The sequence below is a fragment of the Cytobacillus sp. genome, assembly GCF_964223445.1.
Classification (GTDB): Bacteria; Bacillota; Bacilli; order Bacillales; family Cytobacillaceae; genus Cytobacillus.
This window is the reverse complement of the sequence record NZ_CAXQGS010000100.1, coordinates 22,752-39,904: the sequence shown is the minus strand read 5'-3', so window position 1 is coordinate 39,904 and position 17,153 is coordinate 22,752. Positions and strand designations below refer to the sequence as shown.

Genomic DNA, 17,153 nt, shown 5'->3' with positions numbered 1-17,153 from the left:
TCCGCACCGCCGCCAGCTTTTGTAACAAGAGTAGAAAAGGAGCTTGGATGGGAGTTTATTCAGGTATATGGAATGACTGAAGCATCTCCATTAAGCACTGTATCTACGATCCGGTCTCATCTTAAAGATCTTCCCCTTACTCAGCAGTACAGGATGAAAGCAAAGGCAGGACATCAGATGATAGGCTGTGAAGTAAGGGTAATTAATGAACATGGCGAAGAAGTGGCCCATGATGGATTGGAAATTGGTGAAGTCGTTGTCCGCAGCAACGGAGTTATGAAAGGCTATTGGAAAAATGAAGAGGCAACAATGGAAGCTATTCGAGACGGCTGGCTTCATACCGGTGATATGGCAAATGTTGATGAATTTGGCAATATCGATATCGTGGACCGTAAAAAGGATATCATAATCAGCGGCGGTGAAAACATCTCATCCATCGAAATTGAAGGGGCATTATACGAGCATCCTGCCATACTGGAAGCAGCCGTTATAGCTGTACCCCATGAAAAATGGGGGGAAACGCCTCACGCGTTCGTCGTGCTTCGAAACGGCAAAACAACGAATGAGCAGGAAATTATCGATTTTACCAGGGAGAAACTTGCCCACTTTAAAGCTGTAACGGGAGTGACTTTTGTTGATGAGCTGCCGAAAACAGCATCGGGGAAAATTCAAAAAATTCATCTTCGGAATGATTACTGGGAGTCGAAAGGAAAAACAGGCCGTTTTGTTAATTAATTGAAAGCGGGACTTCAGCATTGCTGGGGTCCCTTTTTGAAAAGAAAGTTTGAGAGTTGATAGTTTGGGCAAGACGCATCCGCATTTCTTTTCTGGACAATTAGAATTCTGCTCTCTATCATTAATGTTAGATTTTCTTTCCAAAGAAGGAGGCGTTTTTATGGACAGGCAAGCCAGTCCGGTGCTGGAGAAGGATCGGATCATTTCGCTGGATATAATGAGGGGATTTGCCATCCTCGGGATCTTTTTAGTTAATATGCTTTCTTTCCATTCGCCATATCTATACATTGATCCTTTTGACTGGTGGGACAGCCCGGCAGATAAAGCCGCCTATGCCTTTATTGATATCTTTGTGCAGGCCAGCTTTTATCCATTGTTTTCCATGCTGTTCGGTTATGGTTTAGTTATTCTAAGTGAAAGGGCATTGGCTAAAGGCCTTCGATTTGGAGCAATGGCTGCAAGGAGATTTTCCCTTCTGCTGCTGATAGGCATCATTCACGCTTTACTTATATGGCATGGGGATATTCTAATTAACTATGCAATCTTCGGCTTTATCTTTTTACTGTTTGTAAAAATGTCTGGAAAAAATATGCTTTTGACTGGAATATTGCTTTACATTATTCCCAATCTGCTATTTGCCCTTTTATTATTTGCAACGGTTCGGTTTGTTCCTGCTGATGAACTATCAATCTATGACCCTCAAGCGGCAACAGCTTCTTTACAGGCCTATCAAAATGGAAGCTTTTCCGAGGTTACCGCACAGCGGATAAAGGACTGGTCCGGTGTTAATAATCTTTCTTCACTGCCTATCATGCTGGCATCTATTTTTCCATTATTTTTAATAGGGGGAGGAGCTGCCAAACTGAAATGGCTGGAGGAACCGGATAAAAACCGGGCATTCCTTACGAAAATTATGCTGGTCTCATTGGCTGCAGGGTTATTGTTCAAATTGCTGCCTTACTTGATGGAAAGCAACCTGGGACTGGATTACGTGCAGGATATATTTGGAGGTCCGCTGCTGGCAATTGCTTATGGTTTAGGGATAGCAGTGATGATAAAAAATGATCAAGGTCTTGGATTCCTGCTGCCGCTCTCATATGTTGGGAAACTTTCGCTCTCAAATTATCTTTTCCAGTCCGTTATCTCGACTTTTATTTTTTACAGTTATGGATTAGGCTTCTATGGAAAGGTCTCTGCTTTTTGGGGGACACTTCTGGTTATTTTCATTTTCGCTTTTCAGGTAATAATCAGCCGCTTCTGGGCTGCCCGCTATTACTATGGTCCTGTTGAATGGCTTTGGAGGAGCTTCACATATTTGAAAATCCCTAATTGGAAGAGAAAGGGTTAATATTTGCATTCACTTATAAATAGTCCAAAAATTTGAAAATTTATATTATACTTTAAAAGTGAATAAAAAAACGAGGTGATGGGATTGAAATTTGTTACTTTTATGGATAGCACCGGAAGTGTGGCTGGTTTATTGGACGAAACCGGCACAAAGGTTCTTCCGCTGAATGCAGCTTTAGAAAAAATGGAAGGCGAAAGCGATTTGCCAGAGACTTTGAAGGAATGTATTGCCTTAGGAGATAAATTCATTGAAAAGGTACATAGTTTAAAAGATTGGCTAAGCAGCAATCCTGACAGGGAAGAACTCTTCCGCCCGCTCGCTTCTGTTGCACTGGAAGCTCCGATTCCCCGTCCCGATAAGAATATCTTTTGTGTAGGCAAGAATTATGCCGAGCATGCAATTGAAATGGGAAGCAAAGAAGACATTCCGGAGCACATAATGGTTTTTACGAAATCGCCAACAACGGTAATAGGTCCTAATGAAACGGTATTAAATCATCATAATGTTACAGCAGAGCTGGATTATGAAGGAGAGCTTGCCGTTGTAATCGGAAAAAAAGGACGTGCTATCCCAAAAGAAGAAGCATTGAAACACATCTTTGGCTATACGATTATTAATGATGTAACAGCTAGGGATTTGCAGTCGCGCCATAAGCAATTTTTTATCGGTAAAAGCCTGGATGCCACTTGCCCGATGGGTCCATGGATCGTCCATTCATCGGCTGTTGATAACCCAAATCAGCTTGATATTCAAACAAAGGTAAACGGAGAATTGAGGCAAAGTTCAAATACTGAAAACTTTATCTTTTCAATCGAAGAAATCATCTCGGTCCTTTCAAAAGGCATGACCCTCGAACCGGGAGATATTATTGCTACTGGGACTCCTGCAGGTGTAGGCAAAGGCTTTAAGCCTCCACGCTTTCTTCAGCCGGGAGATAAAGTGGAAATTACAGTTGAAAAAATAGGAACTCTAACAAATTGTATAGAAAAATAAAAAGGTGGCCTGTGTATAAAATCACAGGCCTTTACATATCAATTTAGATTTTCAGAGTGTCAATGAGATATATCACATATTGCCTTAAATAGTTCACAAAGTTATATATATTGAGATCTTTGCAGCACCATAATTTTAGGATTTTCTATGCCAATATGATATGATGGTATCGAATTTCACAATAGGAGGCACTGGAATGATACATGCCCATATAACAACATGGTTTTTGGCACTGGTTTTATTTATTATTGCCCTTATGATGCATAAAAGCGGCAAGCAAAAAGGTTTAAAAGTCGTTCACATGATCTTGAGACTGTTCTATTTGCTGATAATTGGAACAGGAGTTTGGATTTTAAGCAGCCTTAACAGCATCGATCTTCTTTATGTATTGAAATCACTGGTAGGCATTTGGGTAATCGCAATGTTTGAAATGATTATTATCCGCACTGTCAAAGGGAAAAAAACGTCTATTTTATGGGGGCAGTTTATTGTTGCTTTAATTCTGGTTCTATATTTAGGCTTTGTTAAATTGCCATTAACATTTATGACGTAAAATAAGGATATTTATTGAAAAAGCTGCCAAAAAGGCAGCTTTTTCTAATTTTGTCATGTCAAGAGTTCACTAAATATGGTAATTTAAAAATGTAACTAACTTTTTGAATAAAAATTAGAAATTGGTCTCTCAGCTGTATAGGAGCGTTCCTTTTAGAGGGTAACTGGCATTTTTCTAATGATCTTACTATGATGGTGGGTTTTTATGGCAAAGACAATTTCATGTTTATATAAGAATACTAGCCAGTTGAATAGATTTATAGACTTGAACGAATTGGAGGAATACCCCAATTTGCTTGTGCAGGTTTTTACAGGAAACCCTGAAAGTAAATATATCGCTAAACTTCAAAAAGAGCTGGCTGAAAGGCTTCCATTTGCACATATAGCAGGCTGTTCGACTTCTGGTGAAATTTATGATGGCCACATAACGGAAAAACAAACAGTAATCTGCTTTACTTTTTTTGAAAAAACAGAATTAAAATCTTTCCTTTTCAACAGGAGTGATTTTAAAGATAGTTATGAAATGGGAAAAGCCTTGGCACGGGAACTTGCTATCTTCAATACAGAAGCTGTAATCATTTTCCCAGCTGGATTTGATGTGGAATCCACTGCCTTGCTGGAGGGGATAAATGAAACTCATCCGGATATTGTGATTTCAGGGGGCCTTGCAGGAGATAATGGATTATTTCAGGAGGGCTTTTCTTTTACTCAAGATGGAATCACCAGCGATGGGCTTGCAGCAGTTGCTCTTCAAAGCGGCCATCTTTCAGTCCGTCCGTTTGCAAATTATCAGTGGCAGGAGATTGGAAAAAGCTTTACTGTTACAAAGGCGGAAGGATCTATTATCTATTCTTTAGATCATAAGAAGCCCTTAAATATTCTAAAGCACTATTTGGGAGAGGCTTTTGTTAAGGATTTGCCAGAATCAGGTACTGAATTCCCATTCCTGTTAAAGTACCGCGGGGAAAAAGTGTCCGTTTTTATTATTAAATCACTCGAAACTGGTGCTATTAAAGTAAACAGAAGGGTTGAAGAAGGAGACACACTCACGTTTGCTTATGCAAATCTGGAAGACATCATTGAACGGTCTTTACAGGAATTAAAAGAGCTTGACCATCAAGCTCCTGAAAGCATATTTATATACAATTGTATGGCACGAAAACAGTTTGCAAGAGATTTTACGGAAAAAGAACTGGAAATGTTCCAGGGGATAGCCCCAGCGAATGGGTTCTTTTCTTATGGGGAAATATCTTCCCGAAAAGGCGGAGTTCCGCAGATGGTCGGACATTCTCTTACCTATCTTGCTCTATCAGAAAATAGTGCAGAATCAAAAAAAAATCGTACAAATTTATATGCTTATGAAAAAACGCCCCAATTTAAAACGATTACTTCTTTGACTCATTTAATGCATGCTTCCCAGGATGATATTAATGCATTAAACAGCAGTTTGAAAATGTCTGAGCAATATTATAAATCTCTGTTTGATAACAATGCAGATTTTGTTTATTCAACTGATTTGAAGGGGAATTTCACAAGTGTAAACCCTGCATTCGAGAAAACTTTTGGGTACAGACGGGATGAAATAATCGGAAAAACAGCTCTTTCATATGTTCGTGATGGGGATGTGCAAAGGGTCAGAATGCATTTTTACCGGGCATTAAGAGGGAAAGAGCAATATTATAACGTTTATATCGATACAAAATCTGGTGAACCCAATCTTTTTCAGCTGAAAAATATTCCGATTACTGTTAATGGGGAATGTGTAGGCATTTATGGAATTGGCAGGAATATTACAGAACAGAAAAAGATTGAAGAGAAGATAACAGAACTGGCTTTTTTCGACCGGGATACAGGGCTGCCGAATAGAATGAAGTTTACCGAACAATTGGAAATGCAATTAAAGAGAGCCAGAAAAAAACAGAAGAAAATTGCCGTTCTTTCTATTGATATCGACCGCTTTAAAATTATAAATGACAGTTTGGGGCACTTTGCTGGTGATATGGTGTTAAAGGAGATTTCCGAAAGAATAGAAAGAGTTCTGCCATCGGGTTCTTATTTGGGCAGGTTCAGCGGGGATAAGTTTACTTTGGTATTATCAAGGGATGCAACTATCGAGAAAGTTATGAAAGTATCCAAAAAGATATTAGAGGAAATATCCCATCCTATATTTCAGTCGAATCAGGAGTTTATTGTCACAGCCAGCATTGGTGCGAGCCTGCATCCAGATGATGGGTCCGATGAGCATTTGCTGCTGAAAAATGCGGATATTGCCACGAATCGCTCCAAGCAGCAAGGAGGAAACAGGGTCACCTTTTTCTCGATGGAAATGAATCAGCAGGCAATGGTCAGACTTGAGCTTGAAAGCTACTTAAGAAAAGCTTTGCAGAAAAATGAATTCTATTTATGCTATCAGCCCTTAATTGATCTTGAAACAGGCAATTTATATGGAAGCGAAGCCCTCATCCGCTGGAATCATCCAAAACTTGGCCTTGTTTCACCTGGTGAATTTATTCCTCTTGCAGAAGAGACTGGTCTCATTGAGGATATCGGCAGCTGGGTATTGCGGTCGGCTTGTAAGCAGAATAAACGGTGGCAAATGCTTGGCTATGAATCTCTTTCCATCTCGGTGAATGTATCGGCCTATCAATTCCAGCAACCGGGATTTCTTCAAGAAGTTAAGATGGCATTGGAACTTTCCGGTATGGAGCCGCAATATTTAACATTAGAGCTGACGGAGAGCACGATGCTGAGAAATGTTGAGTACAGTATTCTAGTCATGCAGTCGCTGCAGGATATAGGAGTCAAAGTATCTATTGATGATTTTGGCACAGGCTATTCCTCTTTAAGTTATTTAAAGGATCTTCCGATCAATACATTAAAGATCGATCGGTCGTTTATTAATAATCTGCGAATAAACACATCCGATGTTGCCATTGTAAAAGCCATCATCACCATGGGGCACGGGCTTGCCGTGAAAGTCGTGGCAGAAGGGGTGGAAACACAGGAGCAGATTGAGCTTTTAAAAGAATTAAAATGCCATTATGCACAAGGCTTCTATATTCATAAGCCGCTTATGACACGTGAGTTTGAGGAAGGCTTATCTAATTATGCCCAAACGCACAGCTAGAATAAAGAAACAGCAGCACTGCCATTAAAGGCAGGCTGCTGTTTTTTTCATGAAAATAGTATAAGATTTTTGAACGTCGATAACTGTCTAGCGCAAGCAGCCTACCCCCTCGAGGTCACAAGCTTGTCTTGTTGCGGCTCCTAGGGACTCCGGGTCATAAGCCGTTTCCTTTCAGAAGGAAGAACACCTTCTTACAAGAACCGTCTTATGCCTGTCGTCCCTGTGCAGTCGCCTCCACATTTCGGGCAAGCCTCCCAAAAAGGCAAAGAACGCCTTTCCGTGAGGCTCGTCTCGTGCTTGAGGCCCCCAGCATGGGGGTCATGCAGACGTTGCCACAGGACAAGGAAAGCTACGGAAGCGATACTTCGCACGACCGAAAGCGTAAGCTTTTGGGAGGACGTGGCGTTCTTAGTCTGCATTCCTTCGTGGTCAAGGCGCTTCCGCTTTTCTTATGAAGAAATTTTTTCAATAACCATCCTTTTTCCGCTGTTTAAGGTGAATTCAAACCGGTCACTCATTTTTTCGTAATAGCAAAAATGGTGCTGCACATTGCAAATATGATCCTGGTTATCAAAAACGATGAAGTTCACACCGCTTTTTCTGTCCTTATCATTGAAAAATGCCAGCTGGTTATAGCAATAAATGCAGTCATAAACCGAAAATTGCATGGAATTTAAAGTGGTTACGAACTGATAAAAAGCATCATCATTTACTTCCTCCAGTAATCTCTCGAGGGAGAAAACAAGATGTTTTCGGATGCGGATCGAGTCCTGATTCTTCAAGTGAAATATTTCATCATCAAAGGCCACTTTGCCATCCTCGAATAAAATGCCTTTCTTCCAGCGTTTAAAGCGGAATACTTCCATTTCCTGATGGAGGAATTCATCCAATAATGATGCTTCATCTGTTTCATTGTCGAAAAACACCCATTGTTCATTAATATACTCTACAGTGCCTTCTGTAAAAGCACGGGATTGATATTCAATAAGCTTTGTTCGCTGCTGTCTATTCATATAAAACCTCCATTAACTTCCTCAACTTCTTTTTAGACAGTTTTGGCGATTTTTATAACCGCTTGTATGTGGACAATTAACTTTTTTCTAGGCTGTGCATACAATAGCATCATGAAAAATGTGCCCATGCGATTCCGCTTTGAAAGGATGATGTAAAGTGTGTGGAATAACCGGCTGGATTGATTTCCAAAAGGATTTGAGAAAAGAAACGGCAGCAATTGGCAAAATGGCGGATACGCTGGCAAAGCGGGGTCCAGATGAAACAAACATATGGACAGATGTGCATGCTGGATTCGGCCATAAAAGGTTAATCGTTGTAGACCCGGCAGGCGGAAAACAGCCAATGACTAGGAAAAAACATCAAAACCGCTATACTATTTGCTATAATGGAGAGCTTTATAATACGGAGGATCTCCGTAAAGAACTCCTTATAAAAGGATATTCGTTTGATGGCCATTCTGACACTGAGGTTTTGCTGACTTCTTATATCGAATGGGGAGAAAATTGCCTTCAATATTTGAATGGCATCTATGCATTTGCTGTATGGGATGTTAAGAAAGAACAATTATTTATAGGCAGGGACCGTTTAGGGGTTAAACCTTTATTTTACAGAGAAACCAAGCAGGGCATTATATTCGGATCTGAATTGAAGGCTATTTTGGCCCATCCTGATGTTAAAGCTGAAATCGGCAGGGATGGCCTGGCAGAAGTCTTTGGACTGGGGCCATCAAGATCCCCGGGTTCAGGAGTTTTCAAAGGCATTGACGAATTAAGACCTGCACATGCGCTGACGTTTTCAAGAAATGGACTGAAGGTATGGCGTTATTGGAATGTGAAAAGTGCGCATCATGAGGATAATGTAGAGGAAACTGCTGAACGAGTCAGAGAATTATTTACGGATGCTGTAACAAGGCAGCTGGTCTCGGATGTCCCGTTATGCACGTTCCTATCCGGCGGTGTGGATTCGAGTGCCATCACAGCCATTGCGGCAAAAGCTTACGAAAGAGATGGAAAGGGTCAATTGAACACTTATTCGATAGATTATGAGGGGAATGAGGAGTTTTTCAAGGCTAATGAGTTTCAGCCAAATTCAGATGGAGCATTTATCCAAAAGATGTCCGATACCTTTAAAACGAAACATAACAGCTGTATAATCACCCAGCAGCAGCTGGCAGAGGATTTAATCGAATCCGTGCATGTAAGGGATCTTCCGGGCATGGCTGATATCGATTCTTCCCTGCTATGGTTTTGCAGGGAAATAAAAAAGGATTTTGTTGTAAGCTTATCAGGGGAATGCGCGGATGAAATATTTGGCGGCTATCCATGGTTTCACAGAGAGGAAGACTTAAAGCGAAAGGGCTTCCCATGGATGAGGTCTCTCGAAGCCAGACAGGGACTATTGAAAGATGATTGGAGTAAGAAACTAAATATTCATGACTATGCCATGGAGAAATATCTTCAGGCAATCTCTGAAACCCCTGTCTTAGACGGGGAGAGCAAGGAAGACGCAAGCAGGAGAGAACTTTTCTATATTAATATGACTTACTTTATGACAACCCTATTGGACCGTAAAGACAGAATGAGTATGGGGGCGAGCCTTGAAGTCCGGGTGCCTTTTGCCGACCATCGCCTGGTGGAATATGTATGGAATATTCCTTGGGAGATCAAAATGCATGGAAACCGCGAAAAAGGAATCCTGCGCAAAGCACTCGAAGGCATCCTGCCGAATGAAGTTTTATACAGAAAGAAAAGCCCGTACCCTAAAACGCATAATCCGGAATATACGGGTGCAGTCCAAAAGATACTCACGGGATACTTGGAAGACCGGTCATCCGCTCTGTATGAATTCTTTGATTACAGGCAGTTGAAGAATATAATTGAATCGGGCGGTGACTCATTCCAGAAACCATGGTTTGGTCAGCTCATGACTGGACCTCAGCTGTTAGCACACCTTGCACAGATTCATATTTGGTTTAAAGACTATAATATAAATATTGCAGAATGAAAAAACAGCGGCAGTCTTTACTGCCGCTGTTTTTATGGGGTCAAACAGGCTGCCACATGACAAGGAAAATAGCGGAAGCGATACACGCACGACCAAAAGAGGCAGCTTTTGGGAGGACGTGGCGTTCTTAGTCTGCGTACCTTCGTGAGCAAGGCACTTCCGCTTTTCTTATTTAAACAGCTTTTGAAGACACGAAAGACTTGTTAACCCAGACTCTGGATTTCCAGCGCCATAACATGAGCAATCCTCTAAGCCATTCATCGGCAATAAAGGCGATCCAAATACCGGCAAGTCCCAGTCCAAAATGAATTCCAAGAACATAGGAAAGGGTGACGCTTACGCCCCACATGGACAAGATCCCCATATAAACGGGGAATTTTACATCGCCGGCTGCACGGAGGGAGTTAATGACGACCAAATTAAACGATCTGCCTGGCTCCAGGAGGATGGTCAAAAGAATGAGTATACTTCCAACCTTTATGATGTCAGGATTAGAAGTGAATATGCCCATCAATTCTTTTGAGAACAAGGAGAAAAGAACGGCAGTTCCGAACGAAATTATAATGGCAAGGCGCAGGCTTTTCATGCACCTCTTATAGGCGGCCTCATAATCCTTTCCACCTACCATATGGCCTATCAGGATTTGAGTGCCCTGGCTGATGGCGACACTGAAAAGGAAAATGAACATCATTATATTTTGAGCATAAACTTTTGCAGTCAGAGCTTCTGTACCCAGAGCAGCGATGAAAATGGTAATGACCATCTGTGACCCATTATAGGATAAATGTTCTCCTGCTGAAGGGATACCGATTCTTAAAAGATTTTTGATATGTTCCTTTGGGAAGCGGAAAAGTAAGCGGAACGGAAGTGCTTTTTCTGTTCTTCTAAGCAGGACGGCGACAGCAGCAGCAAATCCGATCAATCTGCTGACGACAGTTGAGATGGCCACTCCTTCTACACCCAATACAGGAAAACCGAATGGGCCAAAAATGAATAAATAATTGCCTATTACATTTAAAATGTTCATGCCTATGGTAATGTACATAACATCTCTGGTAAATCCATAACTTCTGATGATGGATCCAATTGTCATAATCAATGCCTGGACAAAGGAAAAGCCGCCAACGATGACCAAGTAGGCGTTTGCCTGGCTTAAAAGTTCCTCCGGCAAATCCATCAACCGAAGCAGAGGTTTGCCTGATGCGAATAGAAAGATACTTAAGATGATTCCAAATACAAGGTTTGCCCCTAAGGAGACAATTGAAATTTCAGCAGCTGTTTTATTATTTTTTGCGCCTAAATTTTGAGCGATAAGGATGGAGGTCCCAGTTGCAACAAATCCAAACATGACGATCACGAGCGAAAGGATCTGATTTGACACACCGACTGCAGCCACGGATTCATCCGAATATTGCGAGAGCATAAGCGTGTCAGCATTCCCCATAAGCATGTGAAGCAATATTTCTATAAAGATCGGCCAGGTTAATGCAAATAATGTCAATTTTTTCTGGTTTTTAGTCATGGTTATTCTCCCTGTTTGTAGGTAAATTTTCATGTAAATAGGAGGGGCCGACGACAATTTAAAAACGAAAAAAGAAAAGCCTTAAGGTCTTGCCCTTAAGAACTTTCCTTAGTTCAATCAGGTTTCCTATTTATTGAAGCTGGCGGGAAAGGACAGGATTGCAAACCCCCATCCATCAAGCTGAACTTTAAGGTTCTCCGCTTCTGCTGCAAATTCTTCGTCTGTAAGCATATTCGTAATCTTTACACCCTTCAGCGGGTAAGGCAAAGTAACTTCCGTACTTTCATCCGCAGGATTGGCGAGCACAATGATTGTTTTAAAATCATCATATTTGCGGTAGGCAACTATCTTAGAATCTGTTTGAATAAATTCAAAATGGCCTTCATTTGCCAGCAGCTTTTCTTCTTTCCGCAGCCTAATAAGCTTCTGAATATGAAAATGCAAATCTCGATCCTGTTTTTCCTCATCCCATTCCATGCATTTTCTGCAGCCTGGATCCATTTCACCGCTGAGCCCAATTTCATCTCCATAATATAGGCATGGTGAACCCATAAAGGTAAATAAAAGTGTATAAATAAGTTTTACCCTGTCTTTATCATCTTCACACTCCGTTAAAATTCTGGGTGTATCATGGCTTCCAACCAGATTGAATGCAGCTTCATAGACATTGGCTGGATAACTGTGGATTTCAGCGGTCATATTATTGGCGAATTCAGTTCCGGTAATGGATTTTTTTGCAATTAAATTAAGCAAGTTGGTGGTAAAAGGATAATTCATGACAGCATCGAACTGGTCTCCGCGCAGCCAGGGCATGGAATTGTGCCAGATTTCCCCTAATATATAGATATCAGGTTTAATTCGTTTAACAGTCTGCCTGAATTCACGCCAGAACTGATGGTCAACTTCATTGGCCACATCCAGCCGCCAGCCATCAATATCAAACTCTTCAATCCAATAACTGGCCACTTTGAGCAAATATTTTTTTACCTCGGGATTATTTGTATTCAGCTTTGGCATCTGCTCAACAAAAGCGAAGGTCTCATAATTAGGGTACTCCCCGCCTTTTAGCGGGAAACTATGCGGATGATACCAATCTTTATATTGTGATTTTTCTCCATTCTTAAGCACATCCTGAAAAGGAGGAAAGAAGTATCCGCTATGGTTAAAAACGGCATCGAGCATCACTCTAATTTCCCGCTTATGGCATTCTTCAACCAGTCTTTTTAATGTATCCTTTGAACCGAACTGGGGATCAATTTCCAGATAATCTATTGTATCATATTTATGGTTGGAAAAAGCCTTAAAAACAGGCGTGAAATAGATGCCGGTAATGCCAAGCTCCTGAAGATAATCCAGATGTTCAATGACACCTTCGAAATCCCCGCCAAAAAAGTTATCCTGAGAAGGCTTTTCACTGCCCCAGGGAAGTACTCCTTCGGGGTCATTGCCGGGATTTCCGTTAGCAAATCTTTCCGGGAAAATCTGATACCAGACCGTATCCTTCACCCAGGCAGGAGCTTTAAATACTTCTTCATGATGGAGATAAGGAAAGTTGAAATAATAACCTGAATCAGAAGGAGCCTCCTCGTAAAAACCTTTTTCAGTCAAAATTAATTCTTCTTCACCAGATTTTAATCGAAAGCCGTATCTTGATCTTCTAAATGGCGGGTCAATATAGGCATGCCAATAATCATGAATGCCATCAGAGCCGGATTTCTTCATATCAGTATTTTCATACTGCCATTTTCCATCCGCCCACAGGTATTGGTCACCGTGTATTAATGTGACTTCAGAAACATCATCTTTCTTTGTTTGCAGTCTAATATGTAAGGTTTTCTTGTTGATAGGATAAACATAATGATCAGCTGGGTAATGTATGATAGCTGCCTTTTCCATTGAAATTCCCCTTTCAAAAGTGCAATCGCTTGCATTATACCATATGAAAGAAATGAAAATATAGAAGAGAAATGAGGATCAATCTTTTAAAATTTATTTTCGCTTAAAAATATTTAGAAAAAAGTAGTTGTAAAAGCCCAAAAACCTTGTATAATAAAAATTAGAAATTGTGCAATCGTTTTCATTAAGCGGTTTCATTGGATAATAGTTTAAGTGACCGCTCATTTTTTTAGAAATAGATTAAAGCGTTTACAATTTTGTGCAAACGGTTGTACGTTTACATTAATCAACAGATCTATTTAAAGGGGGCAATATCATGAAAAAGTCACTATCTTTCTTTATGATGCTGGTATTGGTGATCGGAATGCTGGCAGCTTGCGGTCCTCAGCGTGAGGCACAGCCGGAAAACACAGATAAAGATAACGGCACAGGCGAAAACCAGGCTGAAGAGCCAAAACCTGAAAAATTAGTAGTTTGGGAAGACACAGATAAAGGCGTAGCTTTAAAGCCTGCCATTGAGTCTTTTGAAAAAGAGTATGGAATTAAAGTTGAATTTAAAGAGTTGGGCATGGCAGATAAGATCCGTGACCAATTAAGACTTGATGGACCTGCCGGAAATGCACCTGACGTTGTTACACTTCCTCATGACCAAATTGGCCAGGTTGTAACTGAAGGTCTTCTTCAGGAAATCAAAGTAGAAGACAGCGTTCTTGATACTTTCACAGAATCATCCATCACTGCTCAAATGTTTGACGGAAAACTCTATGGTCTTCCAAAAGCAACTGAAACACCAGTTTTCATCTATAATAAAGCATTAATGGAAAAAGCTCCTGAAACAATGGATGAGCTTTATACTCAAGCTAAAGAATTGACGACTGGCGGACAGTATGGATTCCTGGCTCTATTCGACAATTTCTATTTCGCACACGGACCTATTGCTGGCATGGGCGGATATGTTTTCAAGGAAAATGACGGTGCATTAGACCGTGAAGATGTAGGCTTAAACAACGAAGGCGCTGTTGAAGGTGCTGAGTTCATTCAAAAATGGTACGGTGAAGGCTTATTCCCTAAAGGAATCATCGGGGAAAGCGGTGGAGCAGCAATGGATGGCCTATTCAATGAAGGAAAAGCTGCTTCTGTTATGAATGGTCCATGGGCACTTCAAGGTATGAAGGATGCAGGAATTGAGGTTGGCGTTTCTGTAATGCCAAAGCTTCCAAACGGTGAGCCTGTTAAAACATTCATGGGTGTTAAAGGCTGGCATGTAACTGCATTCACTAAAAATCCTTATTGGGCAACAAAATTTGTTGAGCATATAACAAATGAAGAAAACTCAAAAATCCGTTTTGAGACAACTCAGGAAATCCCTCCTGTAAAATCTCTTATTGAAGACCCTGTAATTGCAGACAATGAAGCTGCAAAAGCAGTTGCTGAGCAATCTCAATATGCTGTTCCAATGCCAAACATTCCTGAAATGGCTGAAGTTTGGGGACCAATGGCCTCCGCACTTCAAACAATTGCAACAGGGAAAGCGGAGCCAAAAGCAGCACTTGATGATGCAGTAAAAACCATTAAAACAAACATCGAAACAAATCATCCTGCCAAGTAAAGCTTGACAGACAAAGGGCGGTACCTCCCGGGAGGTATTGCCCATCATTTTTATAGAAAGAAAATAAAAGCGGCCAGAAGCCGCTTTCCTGTTCTTCTTAAAAGCAACCGCTTGCACAAAAAAACAGCCGCTATTATCTTGGAAATGAATTATACTAATAGAAAATACTTTCTCCTATAAAGAAAGGGGAGGCCACAGCCATATGGACACAGAAAAAATGACATCCAATTATGGAAGAAATGCTGCTCTATTATCCATCCTGCCTGGATTTGGACAGTTTTATAATAAACAGTTCGTAAAAGGTGCCATATTCTTAATTCTTACGGTTTCGTTCTTTGCAGCATTCTATGACACACTGAATTGGGGATTCTGGGGACTTATTACACTGGGGGAAATTCCAGTTCTGGACCACTCGATTTTTCTCCTGATCGATGGAATTATTGCACTGATTGTAACAGCTTTGGGACTTATCATATATGCATTCAATATTTATGACGCATATAATAATGGAAAAAAGCGTGATTTGGGGCTGAAATTAAACAGTGTCAGAGAACAGTACCACAATCTCCTTGATAATGGTTTTCCATACTTAATGATATCACCGGGATTTTTTCTCTTAGTTTTCGTAGTTATTTTTCCTATCTTATTCGTAGTTCTTCTTGCATTTACAAACTATGATCTATATCATTCTCCGCCTGCAAAACTGGTAGATTGGGTTGGCATACAAAATTTTATCGATATCTTTAAGCTGGATTTATGGAGAAAAACCTTCTTTGGCGTAATGGGCTGGACAATAGTGTGGACATTCGTAGCTACCACTTTGCAGGTGGCTCTGGGTATTTTCCTGGCAATTCTCGTTAACCAGAAGGATCTTAAAGGAAAAGCGATTATCCGAACAATCTTCATTCTTCCTTGGGCAGTTCCTGCATTTATATCAATCCTGATTTTCTCAGGCATGTTTAATGAGACTTTCGGTGTAATTAATAAAACGATACTGGATGCGATTGGCATCGGTCCCGTTCCATGGATGACAGAGGAAAACTGGACACGTTTAGCCTTGATTTTTATTCAGTCATGGCTTGGCTTCCCATTCATTTTTGCCATGACAACAGGTGTGCTGCAGTCAATTCCGGATGAGCTTTATGAAGCTGCAACAGTTGATGGTGCAACAATTTTGCAGAAATTTTCAAAGATCACTCTGCCGCTGGTTCTTTTTGCAACGGCACCCATTATCATTACTCAGTATACATTCAACTTCAACAACTTTAATGTAATCTTCTTGTTTAATGGCGGTGGACCGGCCATTCCAGGCCAAAACGCCGGCGGTTCGGATATTCTTATATCCTGGATTTATAAACTGACAATGACTTCTGCCCAATACGGCAAAGCAGCAGCGGTAACCATGATTCTGTCACTCATCGTCATCACTGTAGCTCTATGGCAGTTTAGAAGAACAAAATCATTCCAAGAAGAGGATTTGATGTAGCTATGAGCATGAAGAAAAATAAAATAATCCGGCTGACTTTTTCATATGCAATCATTGCCTTAATGAGCTTTATAGTGATTTATCCGCTTTTGTGGGTAGTGGGTTCTTCCTTAAACCCAGGCCAAAGTTTGTCGGGATCCACAATGTTTCCTGAAAATCCGACCTTAGATCATTACAAATATCTTTTTGATTCAGATAAGTCCAATTATGTTAAATGGTACTGGAATTCTTTGAAAATAAGTACACTGACCATGATTTTAACCGTTATTACAGTGTCCTTCACTGCGTACTCATTTTCCCGTTACCGCTTTATCGGAAGGAAAAATGGATTATTAACTTTCCTGATACTGCAAATGATACCTAACTTTGCAGCACTGATTGCCATTTTTGTATTAGCGACAAGAACTGGTTTAATTGATACTCATCTTGGATTGATCCTTGTGTATGTCGGCGGACAGATTCCAATGAATACTTGGCTGATGAAGGGCTATCTCGATACGATTCCTAAAGAACTTGATGAATCTGCGAAAATGGATGGTGCGAGCCATCTGCGTGTCTTCTGGCAAATTGTTATGCCGCTCGCAAAACCAATTGTTGCGGTAGTTGCCCTATTTTCTTTCATTGCTCCTTTTGGGGATTTCATCCTTGCCAGAATTTTATTAAGAACAGATGAAAAGTTCACAATGGCTGTAGGTTTGTATGAAATGGTGGCGAAGCAATTTGGAAATGAATTCACAAAATTTGCAGCTGGCTCTGTTTTAATTGCGATTCCGATTGCTGCACTGTTCCTTATGTTCCAAAAATACTTTGTATCTGGTTTGACGGCAGGGGGAACAAAAGGCTAATCTTAAAGGGCTGAAACTTTAC

The 17,153-nt window shown here is 40.7% G+C and carries 12 protein-coding genes; 9 read left to right on the top strand and 3 right to left on the bottom strand.

Translation table 11 applies throughout. The features are described 5' to 3' along the window. From ACEQ1T_RS18170 to ACEQ1T_RS18150, 5 genes are all read left to right on the top strand, one after another. Nucleotides 1–735, top strand: a 735-nt coding sequence (locus ACEQ1T_RS18170; protein WP_370224078.1) for an AMP-binding protein, incomplete at its 5' end; no start/stop codon positions are given. A 160-nt stretch (nucleotides 736–895) separates the two neighbouring features. Next, the gene (locus ACEQ1T_RS18165) at nucleotides 896–2,083 is read left to right on the top strand and encodes a DUF418 domain-containing protein (RefSeq protein ID WP_370224077.1); all 1,188 of its coding nucleotides are present in this window, start codon (nucleotides 896–898) and stop codon (nucleotides 2,081–2,083) included. Between the two features lie 84 nt (nucleotides 2,084–2,167). Further along, nucleotides 2,168–3,076, top strand: a complete 909-nt coding sequence (locus tag ACEQ1T_RS18160) for a fumarylacetoacetate hydrolase family protein (RefSeq protein ID WP_370224075.1) — start codon at nucleotides 2,168–2,170, stop codon at nucleotides 3,074–3,076. A 196-nt stretch (nucleotides 3,077–3,272) separates the two neighbouring features. Beyond that, the gene (locus ACEQ1T_RS18155; RefSeq protein ID WP_206835182.1) at nucleotides 3,273–3,629 is read left to right on the top strand and encodes a YisL family protein; all 357 of its coding nucleotides are present in this window, start codon (nucleotides 3,273–3,275) and stop codon (nucleotides 3,627–3,629) included. Between the two features lie 204 nt (nucleotides 3,630–3,833). Continuing rightward, nucleotides 3,834–6,755 (top strand): EAL domain-containing protein, encoded by a 2,922-nt coding sequence (locus ACEQ1T_RS18150; protein ID WP_370224074.1) that lies wholly within the window; start codon nucleotides 3,834–3,836, stop codon nucleotides 6,753–6,755. A 449-nt stretch (nucleotides 6,756–7,204) separates the two neighbouring features. Here the strand turns inward: ACEQ1T_RS18150 and ACEQ1T_RS18145 are convergent, their stop codons facing one another. Next, nucleotides 7,205–7,768: a DUF2777 domain-containing protein gene (locus tag ACEQ1T_RS18145; protein ID WP_206835188.1), complete on the bottom strand. Its 564-nt coding sequence runs from the start codon at nucleotides 7,766–7,768 to the stop codon at nucleotides 7,205–7,207. Nucleotides 7,769–7,925: 157 nt separating this feature from the next. Here ACEQ1T_RS18145 and asnB point away from each other — a divergent pair, with 157 nt between their 5' ends. Continuing rightward, nucleotides 7,926–9,773 (top strand): asparagine synthase (glutamine-hydrolyzing), encoded by a 1,848-nt coding sequence (gene asnB, locus ACEQ1T_RS18140; RefSeq protein ID WP_370224072.1) that lies wholly within the window; start codon nucleotides 7,926–7,928, stop codon nucleotides 9,771–9,773. Between the two features lie 172 nt (nucleotides 9,774–9,945). Here the strand turns inward: asnB and ACEQ1T_RS18135 are convergent, their stop codons facing one another. Both ACEQ1T_RS18135 and ACEQ1T_RS18130 read right to left on the bottom strand, forming a co-directional pair. Next, nucleotides 9,946–11,295 carry an MATE family efflux transporter gene (locus tag ACEQ1T_RS18135; protein WP_370224071.1) on the bottom strand — a complete coding sequence of 450 codons (1,350 nt, stop codon included), beginning with the start codon at nucleotides 11,293–11,295 and terminating at the stop codon, nucleotides 9,946–9,948. A gap of 126 nt (nucleotides 11,296–11,421) precedes the next feature. Next, on the bottom strand, nucleotides 11,422–13,191 hold the full coding sequence (locus ACEQ1T_RS18130) for an alpha-glycosidase (protein ID WP_370224070.1): 1,770 nt from the start codon (nucleotides 13,189–13,191) through the stop codon (nucleotides 11,422–11,424). A gap of 316 nt (nucleotides 13,192–13,507) precedes the next feature. Between ACEQ1T_RS18130 and ACEQ1T_RS18125 the strand changes: the two genes are divergently transcribed. The 3 genes from ACEQ1T_RS18125 to ACEQ1T_RS18115 all read left to right on the top strand — a co-directional run bounded on the left by ACEQ1T_RS18125 (nucleotide 13,508) and on the right by ACEQ1T_RS18115 (nucleotide 17,131). Next, the gene (locus ACEQ1T_RS18125; protein WP_206835198.1) at nucleotides 13,508–14,800 is read left to right on the top strand and encodes an extracellular solute-binding protein; all 1,293 of its coding nucleotides are present in this window, start codon (nucleotides 13,508–13,510) and stop codon (nucleotides 14,798–14,800) included. Between the two features lie 202 nt (nucleotides 14,801–15,002). Next, the gene (locus ACEQ1T_RS18120; RefSeq protein ID WP_370224068.1) at nucleotides 15,003–16,286 is read left to right on the top strand and encodes a carbohydrate ABC transporter permease; all 1,284 of its coding nucleotides are present in this window, start codon (nucleotides 15,003–15,005) and stop codon (nucleotides 16,284–16,286) included. 2 nt (nucleotides 16,287–16,288) lie between these two features. Continuing rightward, nucleotides 16,289–17,131, top strand: a complete 843-nt coding sequence (locus ACEQ1T_RS18115; RefSeq protein ID WP_206835202.1) for a sugar ABC transporter permease — start codon at nucleotides 16,289–16,291, stop codon at nucleotides 17,129–17,131. Nucleotides 17,132–17,153: the final 22 nt, after the last annotated feature.

Bases quoted from the DNA above. Each gene is read 5' to 3' on its own strand.
- ACEQ1T_RS18165 (WP_370224077.1), top strand. From the start codon at position 896: ATGGACAGGCAAGCCAGTCCGGTGCTGGAGAAGGATCGGATCATTTCG.
- ACEQ1T_RS18155 (WP_206835182.1), top strand. From the start codon at position 3,273: ATGATACATGCCCATATAACAACATGGTTTTTGGCACTGGTTTTATTT.
- ACEQ1T_RS18150 (WP_370224074.1), top strand. From the start codon at position 3,834: ATGGCAAAGACAATTTCATGTTTATATAAGAATACTAGCCAGTTGAAT.
- ACEQ1T_RS18145 (WP_206835188.1), bottom strand. From the start codon at position 7,768: ATGAATAGACAGCAGCGAACAAAGCTTATTGAATATCAATCCCGTGCT.
- ACEQ1T_RS18135 (WP_370224071.1), bottom strand. From the start codon at position 11,295: ATGACTAAAAACCAGAAAAAATTGACATTATTTGCATTAACCTGGCCG.
- ACEQ1T_RS18130 (WP_370224070.1), bottom strand. From the start codon at position 13,191: ATGGAAAAGGCAGCTATCATACATTACCCAGCTGATCATTATGTTTAT.
- ACEQ1T_RS18125 (WP_206835198.1), top strand. From the start codon at position 13,508: ATGAAAAAGTCACTATCTTTCTTTATGATGCTGGTATTGGTGATCGGA.
- ACEQ1T_RS18120 (WP_370224068.1), top strand. From the start codon at position 15,003: ATGGACACAGAAAAAATGACATCCAATTATGGAAGAAATGCTGCTCTA.
- ACEQ1T_RS18115 (WP_206835202.1), top strand. From the start codon at position 16,289: ATGAGCATGAAGAAAAATAAAATAATCCGGCTGACTTTTTCATATGCA.